16 protein-coding genes are annotated in these 20,024 nt (G+C 67.5%); 9 read left to right on the top strand and 7 right to left on the bottom strand.

The window, feature by feature from the left end:
- Positions 1–37 precede the first annotated feature (37 nt).
- On the bottom strand, positions 38–907 hold the full coding sequence (gene panB, locus R9J51_RS11900; protein WP_179504563.1) for a 3-methyl-2-oxobutanoate hydroxymethyltransferase: 870 nt from the start codon (positions 905–907) through the stop codon (positions 38–40).
- A gap of 216 nt (positions 908–1,123) precedes the next feature.
- On the opposite strand from panB, the gene R9J51_RS11905 reads away from it, so the two are divergent.
- Positions 1,124–2,644, top strand: coding sequence for an amino acid permease (locus R9J51_RS11905; RefSeq protein ID WP_168554657.1), 1,521 nt, complete (start codon positions 1,124–1,126; stop codon positions 2,642–2,644).
- Between the two features lie 83 nt (positions 2,645–2,727).
- On the opposite strand, the gene R9J51_RS11910 is transcribed toward R9J51_RS11905, so the two are convergent.
- Both R9J51_RS11910 and R9J51_RS11915 read right to left on the bottom strand, forming a co-directional pair.
- The gene (locus tag R9J51_RS11910) at positions 2,728–3,210 is read right to left on the bottom strand and encodes a pyridoxamine 5'-phosphate oxidase family protein (RefSeq protein ID WP_179504564.1); all 483 of its coding nucleotides are present in this window, start codon (positions 3,208–3,210) and stop codon (positions 2,728–2,730) included.
- Positions 3,211–3,235: 25 nt separating this feature from the next.
- On the bottom strand, positions 3,236–4,129 hold the full coding sequence (locus R9J51_RS11915; RefSeq protein ID WP_168554659.1) for an alpha/beta fold hydrolase: 894 nt from the start codon (positions 4,127–4,129) through the stop codon (positions 3,236–3,238).
- A 125-nt stretch (positions 4,130–4,254) separates the two neighbouring features.
- Here R9J51_RS11915 and R9J51_RS11920 point away from each other — a divergent pair, with 125 nt between their 5' ends.
- Both R9J51_RS11920 and R9J51_RS11925 read left to right on the top strand, forming a co-directional pair.
- Positions 4,255–5,502, top strand: a complete 1,248-nt coding sequence (locus R9J51_RS11920) for a putative DNA modification/repair radical SAM protein (RefSeq protein ID WP_169474257.1) — start codon at positions 4,255–4,257, stop codon at positions 5,500–5,502.
- Between the two features lie 9 nt (positions 5,503–5,511).
- Positions 5,512–6,894, top strand: a complete 1,383-nt coding sequence (locus tag R9J51_RS11925) for a UdgX family uracil-DNA binding protein (protein ID WP_432787414.1) — start codon at positions 5,512–5,514, stop codon at positions 6,892–6,894.
- Positions 6,895–7,024: 130 nt separating this feature from the next.
- Here the strand turns inward: R9J51_RS11925 and R9J51_RS11930 are convergent, their stop codons facing one another.
- On the bottom strand, positions 7,025–9,739 hold the full coding sequence (locus tag R9J51_RS11930; RefSeq protein WP_179504566.1) for a hypothetical protein: 2,715 nt from the start codon (positions 9,737–9,739) through the stop codon (positions 7,025–7,027).
- Between the two features lie 71 nt (positions 9,740–9,810).
- Between R9J51_RS11930 and R9J51_RS11935 the strand changes: the two genes are divergently transcribed.
- The 5 genes from R9J51_RS11935 (at position 9,811) to R9J51_RS11955 (ending at position 14,496) form a co-directional block, all read left to right on the top strand.
- Positions 9,811–10,146 (top strand): Hpt domain-containing protein, encoded by a 336-nt coding sequence (locus R9J51_RS11935; RefSeq protein ID WP_168554663.1) that lies wholly within the window; start codon positions 9,811–9,813, stop codon positions 10,144–10,146.
- Positions 10,147–10,251: 105 nt separating this feature from the next.
- On the top strand, positions 10,252–11,496 hold the full coding sequence (locus tag R9J51_RS11940; RefSeq protein WP_246865889.1) for a hypothetical protein: 1,245 nt from the start codon (positions 10,252–10,254) through the stop codon (positions 11,494–11,496).
- Between the two features lie 10 nt (positions 11,497–11,506).
- Positions 11,507–12,487 (top strand): hypothetical protein, encoded by a 981-nt coding sequence (locus tag R9J51_RS11945; RefSeq protein WP_179504567.1) that lies wholly within the window; start codon positions 11,507–11,509, stop codon positions 12,485–12,487.
- A gap of 2 nt (positions 12,488–12,489) precedes the next feature.
- Positions 12,490–13,938: a sensor histidine kinase gene (locus R9J51_RS11950; RefSeq protein ID WP_179504568.1), complete on the top strand. Its 1,449-nt coding sequence runs from the start codon at positions 12,490–12,492 to the stop codon at positions 13,936–13,938.
- A gap of 150 nt (positions 13,939–14,088) precedes the next feature.
- A complete protein-coding gene (locus R9J51_RS11955; RefSeq protein WP_168554666.1) occupies positions 14,089–14,496 on the top strand; it encodes a hypothetical protein in 408 nt (135 codons plus the stop codon).
- A gap of 54 nt (positions 14,497–14,550) precedes the next feature.
- Here R9J51_RS11955 and R9J51_RS11960 read toward each other — a convergent pair whose 3' ends face one another.
- From R9J51_RS11960 to gltX, 3 genes are read right to left on the bottom strand one after another with little or no spacing between them, the layout of a single operon-like run.
- The gene (locus tag R9J51_RS11960) at positions 14,551–14,742 is read right to left on the bottom strand and encodes a hypothetical protein (protein ID WP_168554667.1); all 192 of its coding nucleotides are present in this window, start codon (positions 14,740–14,742) and stop codon (positions 14,551–14,553) included.
- Positions 14,743–14,774: 32 nt separating this feature from the next.
- Positions 14,775–16,061: a citrate synthase gene (locus tag R9J51_RS11965; RefSeq protein WP_168554668.1), complete on the bottom strand. Its 1,287-nt coding sequence runs from the start codon at positions 16,059–16,061 to the stop codon at positions 14,775–14,777.
- A 49-nt stretch (positions 16,062–16,110) separates the two neighbouring features.
- Entirely contained in the window at positions 16,111–17,577 is a 1,467-nt protein-coding gene (gene gltX / locus R9J51_RS11970) for a glutamate--tRNA ligase (RefSeq protein WP_169474263.1), read from the bottom strand.
- Between the two features lie 115 nt (positions 17,578–17,692).
- Here gltX and R9J51_RS11975 point away from each other — a divergent pair, with 115 nt between their 5' ends.
- Positions 17,693–19,909, top strand: coding sequence for a ComEC/Rec2 family competence protein (locus R9J51_RS11975; protein WP_432787993.1), 2,217 nt, complete (start codon positions 17,693–17,695; stop codon positions 19,907–19,909).
- The last annotated feature ends 115 nt before the right edge of the window (positions 19,910–20,024 follow it).

A 20,024-nucleotide genomic window follows, 5' to 3' on the forward strand; every position in this document is an offset into this window, starting at 1 on the left:
CCAGCTTGTGGACGCTCCCCGCCGCCAAATGCAACCCTCACTTGGGCTGATAGGTCTGCTCAACGCCCGGAAACGCACGGGCCCGCACTTCCTGGGCATAGCGGGCAGCCGCTTCCTCGATCGTCGTCGCCACTTCGGCATAGCGTTTCACGAAGCGCGGCACGCGCTCGAACATGCCCAGCATGTCTTCGGTCACCAGAACCTGCCCGTCGCACTGCGCCGATCCACCGATGCCGATCACCGGGCAGGGAACGGCCTGCGTAATTGCGATCGCCAGTGGCTCCACCACCCCTTCGGCCACGATGGCAAAGGCGCCCGCATCGGCCAGGGCGCGCGCATCGGCCAGGATCTTGTCGGCTTCGGCCTGGCTACGGCCGCGCGCGCCATAGCCGCCCAGCACGTTGACCGCCTGCGGGGTCAGCCCGACATGGCCCATCACCGGAATGCCGCGCGCGGTGAGGAACGCGACCGTCTCGGCCATGGCCGCGCCGCCTTCCAGTTTCACTCCGGCGCAGCCGGTGTCCTTGAGCAGGCGCGCTGCCGCCTCGAACGCTTGGGCTGGCGAGGCTTCATAGCTGCCGAACGGCATGTCCACGATGACCACCGCGTGATACGAGCCGCGCACCACCGCCGCGCCGTGGGCCGCCATCATGTCCAGCGTCACCGGCACGCTCGATGGCAGGCCATAGATCACCTGGCCCAGCGAATCCCCCACCAGCAGCAGGTCGCAATGCGCGTCGAGCAGTTGCGCCTGGCGCGCGGTATAGGCGGTCAGCATCACGATCGGCTGTGCCGTGTGCCCATCGGCCTTGCGCTGGCGGATGGTGGGCACCGAAAGCCGCTTCATCGGCGCGGGCGTAGGATGCGCGCGGCTGGTCGCGGTATCGAGCTGAAACGTCGTGGACATGGCTGCCATTTCCCCGAAAAAGCCGGTCAGGTAAGGCGCTCGCCTCTATAGCATGGGGAAAAACCCGCAAGGGCGGGCCTCTTGCCGGCACGAGATGAAAAAAGCCTCTTTGACAAGGCAGGGGTTGCCGCTAGCGTTGCGGCCCATGACCTGGTTACCGGTGCAACGTCTTGGCGTGGGGGTTCCCGCCGCACCGGTCCAAGGCGGGAGATTTCAATGTTTGGACGCGTCAAACCACTCGACGCTATTCTGGCGACAGCCGAAAAGAAATCGCTGCACCGCTCGCTCGGTGCCTTCCAACTGACCATGCTGGGCGTCGGCGCCGTGATCGGCACCGGCATTTTCGTGCTCACGGCCGAAGCCGCGCAAAAGGCCGGGCCGGGCATGATGATCAGCTTCATCATCGCCGGCTTCGTCTGCGCCGTAGCCGCGCTGTGTTACGCCGAAATGGCAGCCATGGTGCCGGTTTCGGGATCTGCCTATACCTACAGCTATGCCGTCATGGGCGAACTCGTCGCCTGGATGGTGGGCTGGGCGCTGATCCTGGAATACGCGATTGCCGCCGGGGCCGTGTCCGTCGGTTGGTCGGGCTATATGATCGGCTTTGTCCAGAACAGCCTGCATATAACCGTGCCCCTGGAATTCGTGCGCGGGCCGTTCGATGGCGGGTTGATCAACCTGCCGGCCATGGCCATCGCGGCGGTGATCACTGGGCTGCTGGTGCTGGGCACCAAGGAAAGCGCCACGGTCAACGCGGTGCTCGTGGCGATCAAGATCGTCGCCTTGTCGCTGTTCATCGTCCTGACCATCCCGATGCTCAAGGCCGGCAATTTCGAACCGTTCGCGCCGCTCGGCTTCACCGGCATCTCGGGCGCGGCCGCGTCGATCTTCTTTGCCTACGTGGGGTTTGACGCGGTTTCGACGGCTGCGGAAGAAACCAAGAATCCCCAGCGCAACATGCCGATCGGCCTGATCGGCAGCCTGGCGATCTGTACCGTGTTCTACATGCTGGTGGCGGCCGGCGTGATCGGCACGGTTGGCGCGCAGCCGGTGTTCGGTCCGGGCCACGAAGCTCTTTCGCCCGGCTCGCACGATCTTTCGCAGGCGTGCAAGGCCATTGCCGACAATGCGGTGGTCTGCTCCAAGGAAGCCTTGGCGTGGACGCTGCGTTCGGTTGGCCATCCGATGGTGGGCTGGCTGGTCGGCCTTGCCGCCATCCTTGCGCTGCCCTCGGTCATTCTCATGATGATGTTCGGCCAGACCCGCATCTTCTTCGTGATGAGCCGCGACGGCCTGCTCCCGGAATTCTTTTCCAAGGTGCACCCGCGCTTCCACACGCCGCACGTGATCACGCTGATTACGGGCGTGTTCGTGGCGCTGTTTGCCGCGTTCTTCCCGGTGGGCCTGCTGGCCGACGTGTCGAACTCGGGCACGCTGTTTGCTTTTGCGGCCGTGTCGATCGCCGTGCTCGTGCTGCGCCGTACCGACCCGTCGCGCAAGCGCCCGTTCCGCACCCCGGCCGTGACCGTGGTTGCACCCATCTCGATCCTGGGCTGCCTCTATCTGTTCGGCAGCCTTTCCGCCGCCACGATCCAGCTCTTCGTGGGCTGGGCCGCGATCGGCTTGGTCGTCTACTACGCCTATAGCCGCAACCGCAGCCATGTGGGCCGCGGCCTCACCGAAGTGCACGAGGCCGATGCCGATCTGCCGCCCAGCTCGGTGCCGCCGATCGACTGACATTCTGCCTGTCAAACAGCAAAAGGCCGCCGTTTCCCCAAGGGAAGCGGCGGCCTTCGCTTATTGGAACGGTTTCGTTCTATTTAAAGGCCGGTTTCGGCATAGCCGCCCTTGAGGCTGTCACCGATCGGCAGGCCCAGCGCCATCTTGACGACGCCGACGACGCCGACTTCGCCCGACCAGATCGCCGCTTCGCCCAAGTCCATGCGCAGGAACAGCAGGTTGGGGTCCGTCTTGCCCTGGGGATACCAGGATTCGACCGTCTTGCTCCAATGCTGTTCCAGCACGGTGCGATCGGTTTCCTCGGTCAGCGCGCCGGAAAAGCGGGCGAACAGGTCGTGCCCCTTGGCGGCATAAGTTGCCGTTGCCCCGCCTTGCGCGGCAAAGCGATTGTCGCGCGTGGTGAAGAACCAGATCGCGTGGTTGGCGTGCTTGTCCAACTGCGCCGTCATCGGAGCCGCGCTTTCCGGATCGGCATCCAGTTGCAGCATGACAAAAGGCGAATGGTCCAGTGCCTTCCAGAACTTTTCCTTGAGTTCGGTGGGATTGCCTTGGTCGTAATGCATCAATTCTCTCCTGCTCAAGGGCGTTTTACATCATCGGGTTGGCGAGCATTGCCGCCGGCAATGCGTCGATCACGGCCTCGCGATCCTCTGGCCGCTTGCCAGCCAGGAAATCGATGAGATCAGCGATCAGGCGATCGGTGGCCGTGGCAAACACGCCGTGCGGCGCGCCGGAATATTCCAGCAACGTGGCATGGGGCACCGCACGGGCCACGGCGCGCCCGGTCGCTTCGATCGGCACGGTCTTGTCCGACGTGCCATGGATGACCAGGGTGGGCACGGTGAAGCTGGGCAGGTCACCCCGGAAATCGGTAGTGGCAAAGGCATTGGCCGCAGCGAGGGTGGGCAGCAGGCCCGCTTGCATGGTGTGGTTCCACGAAAGCTTGAGCTGTTCGTCGCTCACCGGCTGGGTCAGTAGCCCAACGCCATAGAAATCCTTGAGAAACTGGGCCATGAACTTGGCACGGTCGGTCAGCATGCCATCAGTCATTTCGGCAAAGGTTTCCGCCGGCACGCCTTCGGGATTGTCGTCGGTCTTGGCCATGTAGGGCACGACCGAGGAAACCAGCGCCACCCGGTTGATGCCATCGGCGCCATGGCGCGAGAGATAACGGGCGATTTCGCCGCCACCCATGGAAAAGCCCACCAGCGCAGCCCCCGGCCGTGCTTCGGTCGCTTCCAGAACATCGGCCAGGTCATCGGCAAAGGTATTGTAATCATAGCCGTGGCCGGGCTGGTCCGACCGGCCGAACCCGCGCCGGTCATAAGCAATGGCACGATACCCGGCCTGGGCCAGGGCATGCATGACGGGGTCCCAGCTGTCCGAATTGAGCGGCCAGCCATGGATCAACACCACCGCAGGGCCTTGGCCCCACGACTTGACATAGAGCCGGGTGCCGTCGCGCGTTTCGATCATGGGCATTGTCGGAAAACTCCGCAAAAAGTCTTCCCCCTCCGCGCCTATAACCGGCGCGAGGCCCGGTCCGTTCCAACCCATTGCCCAAAATGCCGCTGGCGCCGGCGCGATATGGAACGTATAAGGAACAAATGTCGCAACCTACGGTGATGGAACGTCTGGGCATCCTGGCCGATGCCGCCAAATACGATGCCAGTTGCGCATCTTCGGGCACGGCCAAGCGCAACAGCGCGGGCGGCAAGGGCCTGGGCTCGACCGAGGGGATGGGCATCTGCCATGCCTATGCGCCCGATGGCCGGTGCATCTCGCTGCTCAAGATCCTGCTGACCAACCACTGCATTTTCGATTGCCACTATTGCGTCAATCGCAAGAGTTCCAACGTGCGTCGGGCGCGGTTCACCCCGCAGGAAGTGGCTGACCTGACCATCGCATTCTATCGCCGCAACTATATCGAGGGGCTGTTCCTGTCCTCGGGCATCGTGCGATCATCCAACCATACGATGGAGCAGTTGATCGAGGCGGCGCGGATCCTGCGCGAAGAGCACGAGTTTCGCGGCTATATCCACTTGAAGACGATTCCCGAGGCCGATGCCGAACTGGTCGCCCGCGCGGGGCTCTATGCCGATCGCGTCTCGATCAACGTCGAATTGCCCACCCAGGCGGGCCTGGCGCGGCTGGCGCCCGACAAGTCCACTCCGGTGATCGAAGGGGCGATGGCGCATATCGGCAGCGCGATCGTGGAAGCCAAGGACGCGCGCAAGCGGTTCCGCCACGCGCCGCGCTTTGCCCCCGCCGGGCAATCCACGCAGATGATCGTGGGCGCGGACCAGGCCAGCGACGCTGATATCGTCGGCCGCTCGGCCACGCTCTACAGCCGCTTTCGCCTGCGCCGCGTCTATTATTCAGCGTTCAGCCCGATCCCTGACGCCAGCGCCGTGTTGCCGCTGCAGCGCCCGCCCTTGATGCGCGAACATCGGCTCTATCAATCCGACTGGCTGATGCGTTTCTATGGCTATGCCCCGCACGAAGTGCAGCAGGCCGCCGGGGCAGACGGCATGCTGCCGCTCGATATCGATCCTAAGCTGGCCTGGGCGCTGCGTTTTCGCGAGTCTTTCCCGGTGGATGTAAACCGCGCCGGGCGCGAGGCGCTGCTGCGCGTGCCGGGGCTGGGCGTGCGCGCGGTCAATGCGCTGCTGGCCGCCCGCCGCCAGCGCCGGCTGCGCCTGGAAGACGTGGGCCGGCTCACCGTTTCGCTGGCCAAGGTGCGTCCGTTCATCGTCACCGCCGATTGGCGGCCCACCCTGCTGGTCGACCGGGCCGACCTGCGCAGCCGCCTGGCGCCGCCCAAGGCCCAGCAGCTCGAACTGTTCGGGGCATGACCCTTGCGCGTGTGCCTGCCTGCCCCTGACGATACCGAGGCCTGGCGCGATGCGGCGCGCAGCCTGATCCTGGCCGGCGTGGCGCCAGACGACGTGGTGTGGGAAGAGCCGGGGCAGGGCACGGGTGACCTGTTTGCGCAAGGCCCCGCGCCGATCCCGCCACCGTGCCCAGGCGCAGCGCCGGTGCGGGCCAGCAAGGCGTTCCTTGGTCTGGTGCGCATGGCCCTGTTGCATCGCGCGCCGCAGCGGTTCGACCTGGCCTATCGCCTGCTCTGGCGCTTGCAGGATCGGCCCCGCGCGGCGCAGGACGCGGCCGATCCGCTGGTGCGGCGCCTGGACCAGCTGGCGCGCCCGGTGCGCCGCGACATTCACAAGATGCGCGCCTTCCTGCGCTTTCGCGGGGTGGGCGATGGGCCAGGCGATGCCGAACGCTTCGTCGCCTGGTTCGAGCCGGACCATCACATCCTGCGCGCCAATGCCGGCTTTTTCGTGCGCCGCTTCGGCACGATGCGCTGGTCGATCCTGACGCCGGACGGTTCGCTGCACTGGAACGGTTCGGTACTGGAAGAAGGGCCACCGGCCACGCGGCTCGACGCGCCCGGTGGCGACCCGCTGGAAGAGCTGTGGCGCACCTATTACGCTAACATCTTCAATCCGGCGCGGCTGAAAGTGGGCGCCATGCTCAAGGAGATGCCGCGCAAGTATTGGAAGAACATGCCCGAAGCGGCCCTGATCCCCGATCTGATCGCCGGTGCCCAGGCGCGCGAGGCGGCGATGGTCGATCTGGGCCGCCAGGCTTTCGGGCCGGCGCCCGAAAGCCTGGCCGGTCTTGCCGATGGCATTGCGGCGTGCCGCCAGTGCGCCATCGGTTGCAACGGCACCCGCGCGGTGCCGGGCGAAGGCACCCGCCGCCGGGCCTTCATGATTGTGGGGGAGCAGCCGGGCGACAACGAGGAACGCGAAGGGCGCCCGTTCGTGGGCCCGGCCGGGCAAGTCCTGCGCGCGCAGCTTCAGCAGGCGGGCATCGATCCGGCGCAGGGCTGGCTGACCAACGCGGTGAAGCATTTCAAGCATGAACCCACCGGCAAACGGCGCCTGCACCAGACGCCGACAGCCGGCGAAATCGACACCTGCCGTTGGTGGCTGGACCGCGAGCGTGACCTGGTTGCGCCGCGCCTGATCCTGGCCCTGGGCGCCAGCGCTGCCCGCGCCCTCATCGGCCGCACCGCCAGCGTGCAACGCGAACGCGGGTTGCTGGCCCGGCAGGACGGGGCAGAAATCTGGCTGACCTGCCACCCCAGCTACCTGCTGCGCCTGGATGGCGCCGCGCGCGAGGCGGAGGAAGCGCGGTTCGCAGCCGATTTGCGGGGGTTTGCAGCGGCGTTGGCTTGAGGGTTCCACCACCCCCCAACCCCCTCACCTAAAGAGGAGGGGGAGCTAACGAGCTGAAACAAAAGCCCCCTCCTCTTTAGAGGAGGGGGTTGGGGGTGGTGCGAAGCCTAACGCAAGCTCTAGCTCATGCTCACGCCCGCAGCCGCTCGATCCCCTGCGCCAGCGCGACATAGAGCTTGCCCATGTCGGACGAGAGCAGCGTCACGCCCAGGGCATTGCCATCGCGGGTGGACAGCAATTGGCGCAGCATGCCTTCGAAATCGTGGATATAGCGGTTCACGTGGCCACGGAACTCGGCGTCGCCGGCATAGTGCTGCTGCACGGCCTTGGCATCGGCGCTATCGAGCAGACTGACCGCGCGTCGGGTAAAGATGCCGCGGTCGCCGCGCAGGTAGGAAGCCCAAGCGGTTTCCGAAACGTCGGCCGAAAGCGCCTGCGCAATGTCGATCGCGGCGGAATTGAGCGATTCGGTGATCAACGCGGTGCGGCGGGCAAAATCGTTGTCCACCTGCTCCTCGGCGCGCTCGCGGGCGCGCGCCACGCGATTTTCCAGGTTGGCGGCCAGTTCGTCCACCTTGGCCAACTGGTCGCGCATCTGCACGGCGCTGTCGCGGCTGGCGGCGGCGGCACTGTCGATCGCCTGTTCGAGCCGGGCGATCAATTCCGCCCCGCGCCCTTGCAGCACGCGCGCGATGGCGGCGTTGCCTTCATCGCCCAGGCGCGCGGCCAGGGCGTCGATCTCGGTGTGCAGCGTGCTGCCCATGGTTTCGCCGGCAGCGCGGGCTGCGGCGTTGAGCCGGTCGATCGCGGTGGCCATCGTGCCGGTCATGTCACCGGAAAGGGCCTCGGCCTCGCCACGCGCGGTTTCCAGGCTGGCGCGCAGTTCCTGCAACTGGGTGCGCTCGGCTTCGGCCTGCTCGGCGAAGGCCTGGTGCAGGCGGGCAACGTGGGCCAGCGTGGCGGCAATATCGGCGCTGGTGTCGCGCACGGTCTCGGCCAGGGCCGCGCCCTTGCTACCAGCTTCGCCCAGGCCGGCGTGCAGCGCGGCCACGCGCTGGTCCAACTGGTCCAGCCCGGCCTCGCTGGCGCGCAGCACTTCGGGCAGTTCGGTGCGGCTGTGCTGGCCCGTCGCCTGGATCAGTTCGAGCAGGCGCACGGCGGCATCGGTGGTGCGCGCGATGTGATCGTCCTGCGCGGTCAGTTCGATGCCGGTTTCGGACAGGCGCGTGCGCAGCAGTGCCAGCGCGCGATCCACCGCCTGGGCCGTGGCATCGCCGGTGGCGGCCGATGCCGCCAGCGTTTCGGCCAGTTCGGCAGCGCGCGAGGCGGCGGTATCGCATTGCGCGGCCAGGCGCCGTGCCTCGTCCTGCTGGCGGTTGCGCTGGGTATCGAGCGCGCGGTCGAGATCGGCGAGTTTGTGGGCCAGCGTTTCGGTGGCTTCGTTGGCGGCGGCGGCCAGCGCGGTGCGGCGCTCGGCAATCGCGCGGTCGATTTCCACCATGCGGCGGGCGAGCGTCTCGCGCTGCTCGTCGGCGCCGGCGGCCAGGGTGGCGCGCCGTTCGGCCACGGCCGCGTCGATCGCCGCGCCTTCGCTATCGAGCGCGGCCACCAGGGTGCGGCTTTCCTCGGCAAACTGGGCGAGGCGGGCCTGCGCCTGTGCCTGGCTGCGATCCTGCGCCGCGGCCAATTCGTCCAGCCCAGCACGAAGGCTGCGCATCTGGGCTTCGCTGCGCGCCTGCCAGCTTGCCAGCGCGGCGCTTTCCTGCTCGGCCACCGCGGCACCCAGCGTGCTGCTGGCTTCCTGCAATGTCGCCAGCCGCTGTTCCAAGGCCGCCAGGCTTTCGCGCTCGGCGCGGGCGAGGGTGCGGCGCTGCTCCTCCAGGGTGTCGGCCAGGGCCTGGGCACGGGCGCGGATCGCGGCCAGCGCGGCATGCTCTTCCTGGTCCAGCGCGGCGCGGTGGCTGCCCACTTCCTCTTGCAGGGTGGCAAAGCGCGCCTCGGTCTGGCGGGCAAGGTCTGCCCCGGCAGCGTTCAATGCGCCCAGCGCGGCCTGCACCTGCTCGCGCACGGTGCTGACCTGGCGTTCGCTGGCCAGGCCGAATTCATTCAGGCGCTGGAACCCTGCGACCATGTCTTCCAATTGCACGTGCGCATTGCGCCCGGCATTGGCGATGGAATTGGTCACGTCCTTGGCGCTGTTGGCGATCACGGGCAGCTGGCTGCGCAGCTTTTCCATGTTGTCCAGCGCATTGGCCGAAACGTCGGCAATCGCGTTTACTTGCGCGCCGTTGTCCTGGATCAGGCCGCGCAGGCTTTCCGCATGGGTGGAAAGCCGATCGGCCGCCATGCGGCCCAATGCATCAAGGTCGCGTGCCTGGGCAGCGATGAAATCGCGGGCAAGGGCCAATTCGGTGTTGATCGTGCCGAGCCGGCCATGCAGCTGCGCCGATTCGCGCGAGAGGCCGCTGGCAATGCTGGCAAAGCGCCGCGCCTCGCGCCCGCTGCCACGCTGCACCAGCAACAGTCCCACCAGCACGACAAGCACGGGGGCAGCCCACTGGCCGGTGGCCGAGGCCCAGGCCGCCGCGCTGTGCACGGCGATCAGGCCGGGCACGCTGGCCCATAGGTAGAACCCCGTCCACACGGCGATCAGCGCGCCGGCCAAGGCCAGCGGCCAAGGCGTTGGAGCGGCGGGCGCATCATCCTCGACATCGTCTTCGGATTGGGGTGCAAGTTCTGGCAATAACAGGGAACCTTCCGCGTGTTCGCGATCCAGCGCCAGGCCTTTCCCGCCGGATTCCGGCTGGTTGGCTTCGATCGGAATGATCCGTGGTCCCCCGTTCATGGCGGGCTTGTATCACGGAAAAGGCCACCGGTTAAACCCGCCTTAAGCCCTGATGCGACACTATCAACAGCATGGCCTATCTTGGTGACCCGATCGATGCCCAGCTGGCGGCCGTGGCCGGCAGCGATCCCGCGCTGTTCGTGGAACTGCGCAGCGCGTTTCTCGACAGCGCGCAGCGCCAGCTTGATCTGATGCGCCGGTCGCGGTGCGACGGAAACTGGTCGATGGCGGGCATGCGGCTCAAGGGTCTGGCGGCATCGTTTCATGCCGAGGGACTGATGGCCCTGGCCGAGCAGGCCCTGGCCGGCGCACCGGGCGATCCGGCGGTGCTGCGGCGCATCGCCGCCTGGCTCGACGATTTTCGCGCCGGACCCGACATTCTGCCCGAGGGCGGCCAGACAGCCTGAACGGCGACGCTGCCGGGCTTAACGGATTGCCGCACGTCGGCGCCGGACGGGCGCTTGGCATGTCGGGGCTGGCGCCCTACCATGCGGCGATCAGGAGGCATTCACTTGCGGGTCGCGCTCATTTCGTTGATGGAAAACATGCCGGTCGATCTGACGGGCGAGGGGGCCGGCCAGCCGGGCGGAAACCCCGGTTTCCTGCCGATCGCCGGCCACAGTATCGCCCGCCACCAGCTTGGCCTGGCCCTGGCGCTGGGCGCCACGCGAATCGTCGTCCATGCCGAAATGCTCTCAGCCGAGATCGTGGAGATCCAGCACGTCGCCGAACAGCGCGGTGCCCGCTTTCACGTGATCACCGCTGCGCGCGCCCTGGTGCCGCTCGTTTCGGCCGAGGACGAACTCTTTGCCTTTGCCGAAGGGTTCCTGGCGATGCCCGAGGACGCGCGCCGCATCCTGGACGAGGCGCCCGGCGTGCTGGCCCTGCCGGTGGAAGCGGGCGTTGCCGCCGGGTTCGAGCGGATCGACATCAACCACGCCTGGGCGGGTGCCTTGCGGATGCCCGGGCGCGTGGTTGCCGGGTTGGGCGATCTGCCGCCCGAATGGAATCCGGTCGCGGCGCTCCTGCGCCTTGCCACCCAGGCGCGCTTGCCATTGCGCAACGTCCCCCAGGCCTTGCTCGATACCGGGCGCTGGCGCCTGGTGCGGGGCGAGGCCGATGCCCATGCCGCCGAAAACGATTGGCTGGCCCAGCATACTGCGGCCAGCCACGTCCGCTCTCCGGGTGAATGGCTGGCGGTGCAGGCCGTGCGGCGCGCCGGCCCGGCGCTGCTCCATGCGCGCACGCGGCCCTGGGTGGTGGCGATGGCGGCGCTGTTGCTGGTGTTCCTGGCGCTGGGCGCTGGGTGGTGGGGGCGCGCGGGCCTTTCCTTTGCCCTGCTCGGCCTGGGCTGGGTGGTGTTGCAGACCGCGCGGCTGCTGGCCAAGGTGGAGGAGGATTCGCTGCTGGAGCCGGCCGGCCACTTGCGCGGCGTGGCGATGTTCGGCCCGCTCCTCGATGCCGCGCTGGTCGCCACGTGTGCCTGGCGCGTCGCCGGCAGTGCCACGGCGCAGACGGCGTGGTTTCCGCCGCTCGTGCTGGTGCTGATCCTGTGGCTGTTCCCCGCGATCCTGCGCGATTTCCGCTGGACGACCTGGCTGTGCGACCGTCTGCTGGTGGCGCTGGCCTTGCTGGTGGTGGGCCTGTTCATGCCGCTGGAAACCGGGTTGCGCCTGATCGTTCTGGCCCTGCTTGCAACGGCTCTGGCACAGGCGCATGGTCTGTTTCCTAACCGCTTGCTAACCAATGGAACCTAGAACCACGGGCATGCAAAACCCTGCGCCCTATTCCCTTGGCGACGATGCCTGGTTCGCAGCCGGCCTGGCGCGCGCGTCTGCCGCGCTCGACAGCACGGCCCCGATCCTGCGCCATCTCGTGCTGGGGGAAGAGCGCGAGGTGTTTGGCGACGCGGTGATTGCCCATGTGCGCGGGATGGTGGACGACGTTGCTCGCCAGCTTGCCGTCGCGCTGGCCCAGGCCGGTGGCGCCGACGCCGGTGCCGCGCCCGATGTCGATGACGTGGCGGGATTTTCCGGCCTGCTTTGTGCCAACGGGGCGTTCCTGGCGGCTGTTCACGGCCAGGCGCTGGAATGGCAGATGGCCTGCCGGCTCGAGCAGGCGCACGGCGTGGACATGATCGTGCCGCCCTTGATCGAAGCGGCCATGGCCGCCGTCGACCACCCCGCAGAAGATGGTTCAGGCCAGCAGGGCGATCGGGCTGCCCTGGCCATGGCCGTGCTGGTGGCGCAGGCGCGGTTCTGCCAGGCGCAGCGGCGCATGGCTTTGCCGCTCGACGAATTGCCCCAGGATCTGCTGCGGATCGCATTGGGCACGCTGCACGCCCGCGCCCACGACGATGCCGAGGCGCAGAGCCGCGCGATCATTGCCGAGCGGTCGCTGCGCTTGCGCTTCGATGCCGAACGCGGCCGGCTGGCCCTGCTGCGCCGGCTGGTCGATGCCTTGCCCGATCCGGCTGCGGCGCTCGATCCGCTGCACGCCGGCCCGGCGCTGTTCCTGACGGCGCTGGCCCGCGCCATGGGCGCCCCGCGCGAGGATGCCGCGCTGCTGGCCGCGCCGGCCCAGGTCGCACGCCTGGCCCTGGTCCTGCGTGCAGCGGGGCTTGATGGCGATGCCGTGCGCGCGCACGTGGCGGTGTTCCATCCTGAGGCGGTGGTTCCTGCGAGCCTGGCAGCGCTGGCCCCTCAGGCGGCCGTGGCGCGGCTGGCGCAAGCCGGGCTGGGCACCTGACCTTGGCCGCGGCCGATCCGATCCGCGCCCGGTGCGATGCGGGCGACCAACTGGTTGCGGCCGACGAGGCACTGGCCCGCTTGCAGGCTGCTGCCGGTGGCACCCTGCCGGGCTTGCTCGCCATTCCCGCCCTTCTTGCCCTGGTGCGCCAGGTGCGCGCCACTGGCCTGGCCCAGGCGCGGCCGATCCTGGCGATGGACGGCGAATGCCCCATCGCGTTTCAGGCGCGCGCCGTGCCTGATGGCGACAGCATCGATCTTGTCCTGCGCGATTGGCGCCGCGCGCCCGCGCCGGATTCGGGCCTGCCGCCGGCCGATGACGCCGCGCTGTGGCATCATCTGGCACAAGGACACGTGCTGCTCGATGCGCAGCAACGCGTGATCGCGGCCGATTGCCCAGCGCCAGACCTGGTCGAACTGGCCACCGATCTTGCTGGCGCCACCGGCCGGCATTGGACCGCCTGCGCGGCCCTGTCGCTCGGCCTGGGTGAAGATGGCCGGGACGGCGGCCGGAATGGCGGTCGTCCGGGCCGGGTCGACATGGCCCGGCTGCACTGGCGCCTGTTGGACGACATGGTGGTGGACGTGGCCGGATCGCCGCGCCGCTGGCGTGTGCGCCTCTTGCCCAGGGTGGGAAGCGGGTTCGACCTGCTGCTGCTGCCCGAAACGATCCTGGCCCTGCCGGCCGATCCGGCGCTGCTGCCCCAGGCCGAACCGGCGCCAGCGGGGGCCGGCGCCGCCCTGCCGCCCTGGACCGGCTTTCTCGGGAGAGATCTTGCCCCGGCGCTGCGCCAGCCGATCAGCCGGATCATCGCCAATGCCGAAACCATCCGCAGCCGTCTGGCCGGGCCGCTGGCCGATGCCTATGGCAACTACGCCGCCGATATCGCCGAGGCGGGGCGGCATCTGCTGGGCCTGGTGGAGGATCTGGCAGACCTCGACGCGGTGGAAGCCCCCGGCTTTGCCCCCGCGCCCGACCATATCGACCTGGCCGATTGCGCACGCCGCGCCGCTGGCATCCTCTCGGTCCGCGCGCGCGAGCGCGGCATCGTGCTGGCCCTGCCGGAAGAGGATTGCCATGCCCCGGCCATCGGCGAATTCCGCCGCGTGCTCCAGGTGCTGCTCAACCTGCTCAGCAATGCGATCCGCTATACACCGGCACAGGCCACGGTCACGCTGGCCTGCGGGGTGGAAGGCGCCACCGCCTGGATCGCGGTGGAAGACAACGGCGAAGGGCTGACTGCCGAGCAGGCGTCGCGGGTGTTCGAGAAGTTCGAAAGACTGGGGCGCAGCGGGGACGGGGGCTCTGGCCTGGGCCTCTATATCTCGCGCCGCCTTGCCCGCGCCATGGCGGGAGACCTGACCGTTTCCAGCACGCCGGGGGCAGGGGCGCGCTTCATGCTCACGCTGCCGGCCGACGTGCCGAGCGCCGGGATCGTCAACGCGCGCTGAACCGGGCCATCCCGACCCCGCCTGTCCCAACGTGAACGGCAGATTTGCCGGTCATTCCAACCACATTCAGATCGCAACCGGTAAGCCTGCTGCCGTTGGGGACCACCTGGCGTCTTTCTGGAAAGGTTCGCGATGATCAGGATGATGGTAATGGCCGGCTTGGCCGGTGCATTGGTGGCCAGCCCGGCGCTGGCCCAGGCAGTAGATCCCAACCAGCCCTTCAACGACGGGTCGGCCGCGGCATCGGTATCGTCGCCGCCGGGCGTGGTCGCGCCCGGCTATGATCCCGGCACGCGCGCCGCCAATGTGGACATGGGACAGGCTCTGGCTGCGGACATGGCCAGCGTTCAGGCCCGGCAGCACGCCGAATTGCAGCGGTACCACCAAGCCCTGAAGGGCCGCGCGCAGACGATCGCGATGATCCGCACCACGCAGGCGCGGCGCGAAGCAGCCTATGGGCGCGCGATGGATGCCTGGCATGCGCAAGTCGCAGCCTGCCAGGATGGGAACCGGCAGGCCTGCCTGGCGCCCACGCCCGATCCCGCCGCGTTCGAATGAGCGGCGCCTTGGGGATTGGATAATGCAATGAAGTGAGGCGGAAATGCCCGGGCGTCAGCGACGGCGCCCGGCGCGCCATACGGCCGCGATGCCAAGCAGCGCCAATGCCAGCCCGCGCCACGCCCACGGGCGCTGGTCGAGCATGAAACTTTCGCGGGGCCAGTGCACCAGGCCAAGCCCCTGGGCCATCCACAACAGGCCCATCAAAAAGGCGGCCACGCCAAAAATCCGCAGGATCATTGCCATGGCCGCCTTCCTTTTCATCTATCGATACCCGCTCAGCGGCTTTCGATCGGCACATAGTCGCGCTGCGTCGGCCCGGTGTAGAGCTGACGCGGGCGGCCGATCTTCTGGCCGGGATCGCTGATCATTTCGTTCCACTGGGCCACCCAGCCCACGGTGCGGGCCAGGGCGAACAGCACGGTGAACATGGTGGTCGGGAAACCGATCGCCGACAGGATGATCCCCGAATAGAAGTCCACGTTGGGGAACAGCTTCTTTTCGATGAAGTAGGGATCGTTCAGCGCGATTTCTTCCAGGCGCAGCGCGGTTTCGAACAGCGGATCGTTGACCTTGAGCGCGTCGAACACTTCGCGCACAGTCTTCTGCATCACCGTGGCGCGCGGATCGTAGTTCTTGTAGACGCGGTGGCCAAAGCCCATCAGGCGGAACGGATCGTTCTTGTCCTTGGCGCGCTCGATGTAGTGCGGGATCTTGTCGGGCGTGCCGATCTCGCGCAGCATGTTGAGCGCCGCTTCGTTGGCGCCGCCGTGTGCCGGGCCCCACAGGCAGGCAATGCCGGCCGCGATGCAGGCGAACGGATTGGCACCCGACGAGCCGGCCAGGCGCACGGTCGAGGTCGAGGCGTTCTGCTCGTGGTCGGCGTGCAGGATGAAGATGCGATCCATCGCGCGTTCGACTTCGGGGATCACTTCATATTCCTCGGCCGGAACGCCGAAGGTCATGCGCAGGAAGTTGCCGGTGTAGGACAGGTCGTTGCGCGGATAGAGGAACGGCTGACCGACCGAATACTTGTAGGCCATCGCCGCGATCGTGGGGATCTTGGCAAGCAGGCGATGCGAGCTGATCGTGCGGTTCTGCGGATCGGCGATATCGGTCGAATCGTGATAGAACGCCGAAAGCGCACCGACCACGCCGCACATCACGGCCATGGGGTGGGCGTCACGGCGGAAGCCGCTGTAGAAGCTGCTGAGCTGTTCATGCACCATGGTGTGGCGCGTGATCGTGCGGGTGAAGCTGTCCAGCTCGTCCTTGTTCGGCAGTTCGCCGTTGAGCAGCAGATAGCTCACTTCCATGAAGCTGGAATGCTCGGCCAGCTGGCCGATCGGATAGCCGCGGTGCAGCAGGACGCCTTCGTCACCATCGATATAGGTGATCGCGCTGTCGCAGCTGGCAGTGGAGGTAAAGCCCGGGTCGTAGGTGAACTTGCCCGACTGGCCGTAAAGCTTACGGATGTCGAGGACGTCCGGCCCGATGGTGCCGCTCTTGACCGGAAGGTCGATGGTCTTGCCATCAATGGTCAAAGTAGCCTGATTGTCGCTCACGCTAGGCTCTCCTGTACAAAGAAACAGTGTGTTCTGTGTGCTGCCCTCGTCAGGCAGCGTGGTCACGCAAACGGGCCAGGCTCTCCTCCTTGCCGAGGAGAACCAGGACATCGAAAATTCCAGGTGAGGTCGCTTGTCCCGTCAGGCTTGCGCGCAAAGGCTGGGCGATTTTGCCCAATCCCACTCCCAGCTCCTCGGCCATTTGCTTGAGATTGGCCTCCAGCGCCGGCGCTGTCCAGTCGTTTGCGCCCTCAAGCCGCGTCACGACTTTGGCAAGGATTGCCCGCGCATCCGCGGTCAGCAACCCTTGCGCCTTTTCATCGAGCGCCAGCGGGCGTTGGGCAAACAGGAACACCGCACCCTTGGCCAGTTCGTTGAGATCGGCGCTGCGCACCTTGAGCACCGGCATGGCCTCGACCAGCTTGGCGCGGTCGTGCGCGGGCACGAGCGATTCCAGGCGCGGCGCAACCAGGTCGGCCAGGCGCGCATCGTCGGCTTCGCGCAGATAGTGCCCGTTGAGGTTGAGCAGCTTCTTGAGGTCGAACCGCGAGGCGCCCTTGTTGACATTGGCGATGTCGAACCATTCCACCGCCTGGTCGCGGCTGATGATTTCCTCGTCGCCATGGCCCCAACCCAGGCGCAGCAGATAGTTGAACACCGCTTCGGGCAGCAGGCCCATCTCGTCGCGATAGGCGTCCACGCCCAGTGCGCCGTGGCGCTTGGACAGCTTGGCCCCATCGGCGCCATGGATCAGCGGGATATGGCCATAGACGGGGTCGGGCCAGCCACCCTCGATCGCGTCCATCGCGCGGATCACCACGAGCTGGCGGAACGCATTGTTGATGTGATCGTCGCCCCGGATCACGTGGGTCACGCCCATGTCATGATCGTCGACCACCACGGCAAGCATATAGGTGGGCGTGCCATCGCCACGCAGAATGACGAAATCGTCGATTTCCACGTTCTGCACGGTGATCGTGCCCTGAACGGCATCCTCGATCACGGTTTCGCCCTCGCGCGGCGCCTTGACGCGGATGACATAGGGCTTGTCCGCCGGCCAGGTGGCCGGATCGGCATCGCGCCATTCGCTTTCGAGGCGGAAGGGGCGGCGCTCTTCCTGCGCCTTGGCGCGGCGGGCGGCGAGTTCTTCCTGCGTCAGATAGCAGCGATAGGCGTGCCCTGCGTCCAGCAACTGGTTGGCGACCTGCGCATGGCGATCGGAGCGGGCGAACTGGAACACCGGATCGGCATCGCCGCCCAGGCCAAGCCAGTTGAGACCGTCGAAGATCGCGTCGATTGCCGCGTCCGTGGAACGCGCGCGATCGGTATCCTCGATGCGCAGCAGATAAGTGCCGCCGTGATGGCGGGCATAAAGCCAGTTGAACAGAGCGGTGCGGGCACCACCGATATGCAGGAAGCCCGTGGGCGATGGAGCAAAGCGGGTGACAACGCGTGCTGCCGGGCTGGCGCTGGCCGTGCCCGATCCTGCAGAAACGGTGTCAGTCTGGCTTGCCATCGAGGGCGCATTCCTTCCTATTCGGCGCATGGCCGGTTCTCTCGCGACACCGCTTGTTCGTCCTGCGCCGCAAGGCGAAGGCGCTGGTGCCGGCCCGGTTGAAACCGGTCTTGATATGGGACCGAACGGGCTCGGGCGCCATTGGGCCAAAGCGGCGCGTTTGTCCAGCATGCTCGCGCATGCGAATGCGTGGATCGATCAACGCGGGACTGAGCGCGGTCCCTGGCTAAGTGTAGCGTTTGCCGCGGGAATCTGCGCTTGGGTGGTGCTCCCGGGGGTATACCACTGGGTTGCTTTTCTGGCTGGAATCGGTGGAATTTTGCTGCTGGTGCTGCCTCGCGATCGAGACGGCCGACTCGCCCATTTGCGACTGGCCGTGCTTTCGCTGGGGCTGATGGCGGCGGCCGGCTGCGCCACGATCTGGGTCAAGTCTGCCTTTTTGGGCACGCCGCCGATTCCCCGGCCCATGCTCGCCGTGCTGGAAGGCACCGTGGTCGATCGCCAGGTTCAGGCCGCGCAAGGCCGCATGCGGTTGACGCTGGCCACCCAGATCCTGTTGCCGTCGGGCATGGTGAGGGCCGGGCAGGTGCGGATCAACGTCCCGCTGCCGCCGGGCGATTCGGCCGGCAGCGACACCAGGCTGGGCGATGGCGCGCGGGTGCGCCTGCGTGCGCGCCTGATGCCGCCCGCTCCGCCGATGGTGCCCGGTGGCTTCGATTTTGCCCGCAGCGCATGGTTTTCGGGATTGATGGCGACGGGCAGCAGTGTGGGCCCGCTCACGCTGATCGCGCCCGCCCCGCCGGGCACGCGGCTCGATGCCGTGCGCCAACGCCTGGCCGATCATATCCGTGCGCAACTGGGCGGATCGCCCGGCGCGATCGCCGCTGCCTTTGCCAGTGGCGATCGCGGCAGCATTGCGCCGAGCGACGAAGACGCGATGCGCGACGCGGGCCTGACGCACCTGTTGTCGATCAGCGGCTTGCACGTCAGCGCCGTGGTGGGCGCGGTCTATTTCATCACCGCGCGGTTGCTGGCGCTGGTGCCGTTCCTTGCCCTGCGCCTGCGCGTGCCGCTGGCCGCCGCGGCAATGGGGGCGCTGGCCGGCATTGGCTATACCCTGCTGACCGGCGCAGAAGTGCCCACGATCCGCTCGTGCCTGGGGGCGCTGCTGGTGCTGCTGGCCTTGGCGCTGGGGCGCGATCCGCTCTCGCTGCGCATGCTGGCGGTGGCGGCGTTCATCGTCATGCTGTTCTGGCCCGAAGCCGTGGTGGGACCCAGTTTCCAGATGAGCTTCGGCTCGGTCATCGCGATTATCGCGTTCGACAGTTCGGCCCCGGCGCGGCGGTTCCTGGCCCACCCGCACGAAGGCTGGCCGATGCGGCTGGCGCGGCACCTGGCGCTGGTGCTGGCCACCGGCCTGGTGATCGAACTGGCGCTGATGCCGATGGCGCTGTTTCATTTCCACCGCGCCGGCATCTATGGCGCGGCGGCCAACGTGGTGGCGATCCCGCTGACCACGTTCGTCACGATGCCGCTGATCGCACTGGCGCTGTTTCTCGATCTGGCCGGCTGGGGCGCGCCGGCCTGGTGGGCGGTGGGCAAATCGCTCGATGGCCTGCTGTGGCTGGCCCATGTCACCGCCGCGCAGCCGGGCGCGGTGACGCTGATGCCGGGCATGCCGGGATGGGTGTTCGGCCTGCTGGTGGCGGGCCTCCTGTGGCTGGCGCTGTGGACCGGCAAAGTGCGGCTGTGGGGTTTCGTGCCCATATGTCTCGGCGCCATGCTGACAGCGTTGCAGCCCACGCCCGATGTGCTGGTGACCGGCGATGGGCACCATGTCGGCCTTGCGGGCGAAGGGCCCGACCTGCTGATGCTGCGCGACACGCGCAGCGACTATACCCCGTCCACGCTGCTGGAAAACGCCGGGCTGGAGGGTGAGGCGCGCAGTCTCGACACCTGGCGCGGCGCGCGGTGCAACGAGGATTTCTGCCGCGCCGTGCTGGTGCGACAGGGCCAGGCTTATACCGTGCTGATGAGCCGGGGCCGCGACCGCGTTGACCTACGCGAACTGGCCCGCGCTTGCTCCCACGCCGATATCGTCATCGCCGATCGCACCCTGCCGGTCACGTGCCACCCGCGCTGGCTCAAGGCCGATCGCCGCCTGTTGCGCCAAACCGGCGGGCTGGCGATCTACCTCGCCAGAGGCAAAGTGGTGACTGTTGCCCAAGGCGAAGGCCAGCACGGCTGGTTTCCGGCGCCGGAGCCGTGGGCGAGGCGCCCTGCCTTGGCGGGGACGCAGCCCTGCTGCCAGACGAAGGTGGCTGGGCGGTGATGCCGGCGTTGGCAGCGCTGGACGGCTGCGTGGATGATCTGATGCAAAGCTGGGGCTGTAAGCGACGATGGCGGAAGCCCCGCCAGCCTCGGGGTTAGTGTATTGATCCTGGCGA

Origin of the sequence: Novosphingobium rhizosphaerae (assembly GCF_050920675.1) — a bacterium.
GTDB classification, from domain to species: domain Bacteria; phylum Pseudomonadota; class Alphaproteobacteria; order Sphingomonadales; family Sphingomonadaceae; genus Novosphingobium; species Novosphingobium rhizosphaerae.

Coding starts and splice junctions, on each gene's coding strand:
- R9J51_RS11960 (WP_168554667.1), bottom strand. CDS start 14,742: ATGGCAATGATCCTGCGGATTTTTGGCGTGGCCGCCTTTTTGATGGGC.
- R9J51_RS11945 (WP_179504567.1), top strand. CDS start 11,507: ATGCAAAACCCTGCGCCCTATTCCCTTGGCGACGATGCCTGGTTCGCA.
- R9J51_RS11930 (WP_179504566.1), bottom strand. CDS start 9,739: ATGAACGGGGGACCACGGATCATTCCGATCGAAGCCAACCAGCCGGAA.
- R9J51_RS11905 (WP_168554657.1), top strand. CDS start 1,124: ATGTTTGGACGCGTCAAACCACTCGACGCTATTCTGGCGACAGCCGAA.
- gltX (WP_169474263.1), bottom strand. CDS start 17,577: ATGGCAAGCCAGACTGACACCGTTTCTGCAGGATCGGGCACGGCCAGC.
- panB (WP_179504563.1), bottom strand. CDS start 907: ATGTCCACGACGTTTCAGCTCGATACCGCGACCAGCCGCGCGCATCCT.
- R9J51_RS11975 (WP_432787993.1), top strand. CDS start 17,693: ATGGGACCGAACGGGCTCGGGCGCCATTGGGCCAAAGCGGCGCGTTTG.
- R9J51_RS11935 (WP_168554663.1), top strand. CDS start 9,811: ATGGCCTATCTTGGTGACCCGATCGATGCCCAGCTGGCGGCCGTGGCC.
- R9J51_RS11915 (WP_168554659.1), bottom strand. CDS start 4,129: ATGCCCATGATCGAAACGCGCGACGGCACCCGGCTCTATGTCAAGTCG.
- R9J51_RS11910 (WP_179504564.1), bottom strand. CDS start 3,210: ATGCATTACGACCAAGGCAATCCCACCGAACTCAAGGAAAAGTTCTGG.
- R9J51_RS11920 (WP_169474257.1), top strand. CDS start 4,255: ATGTCGCAACCTACGGTGATGGAACGTCTGGGCATCCTGGCCGATGCC.
- R9J51_RS11955 (WP_168554666.1), top strand. CDS start 14,089: ATGGCCGGCTTGGCCGGTGCATTGGTGGCCAGCCCGGCGCTGGCCCAG.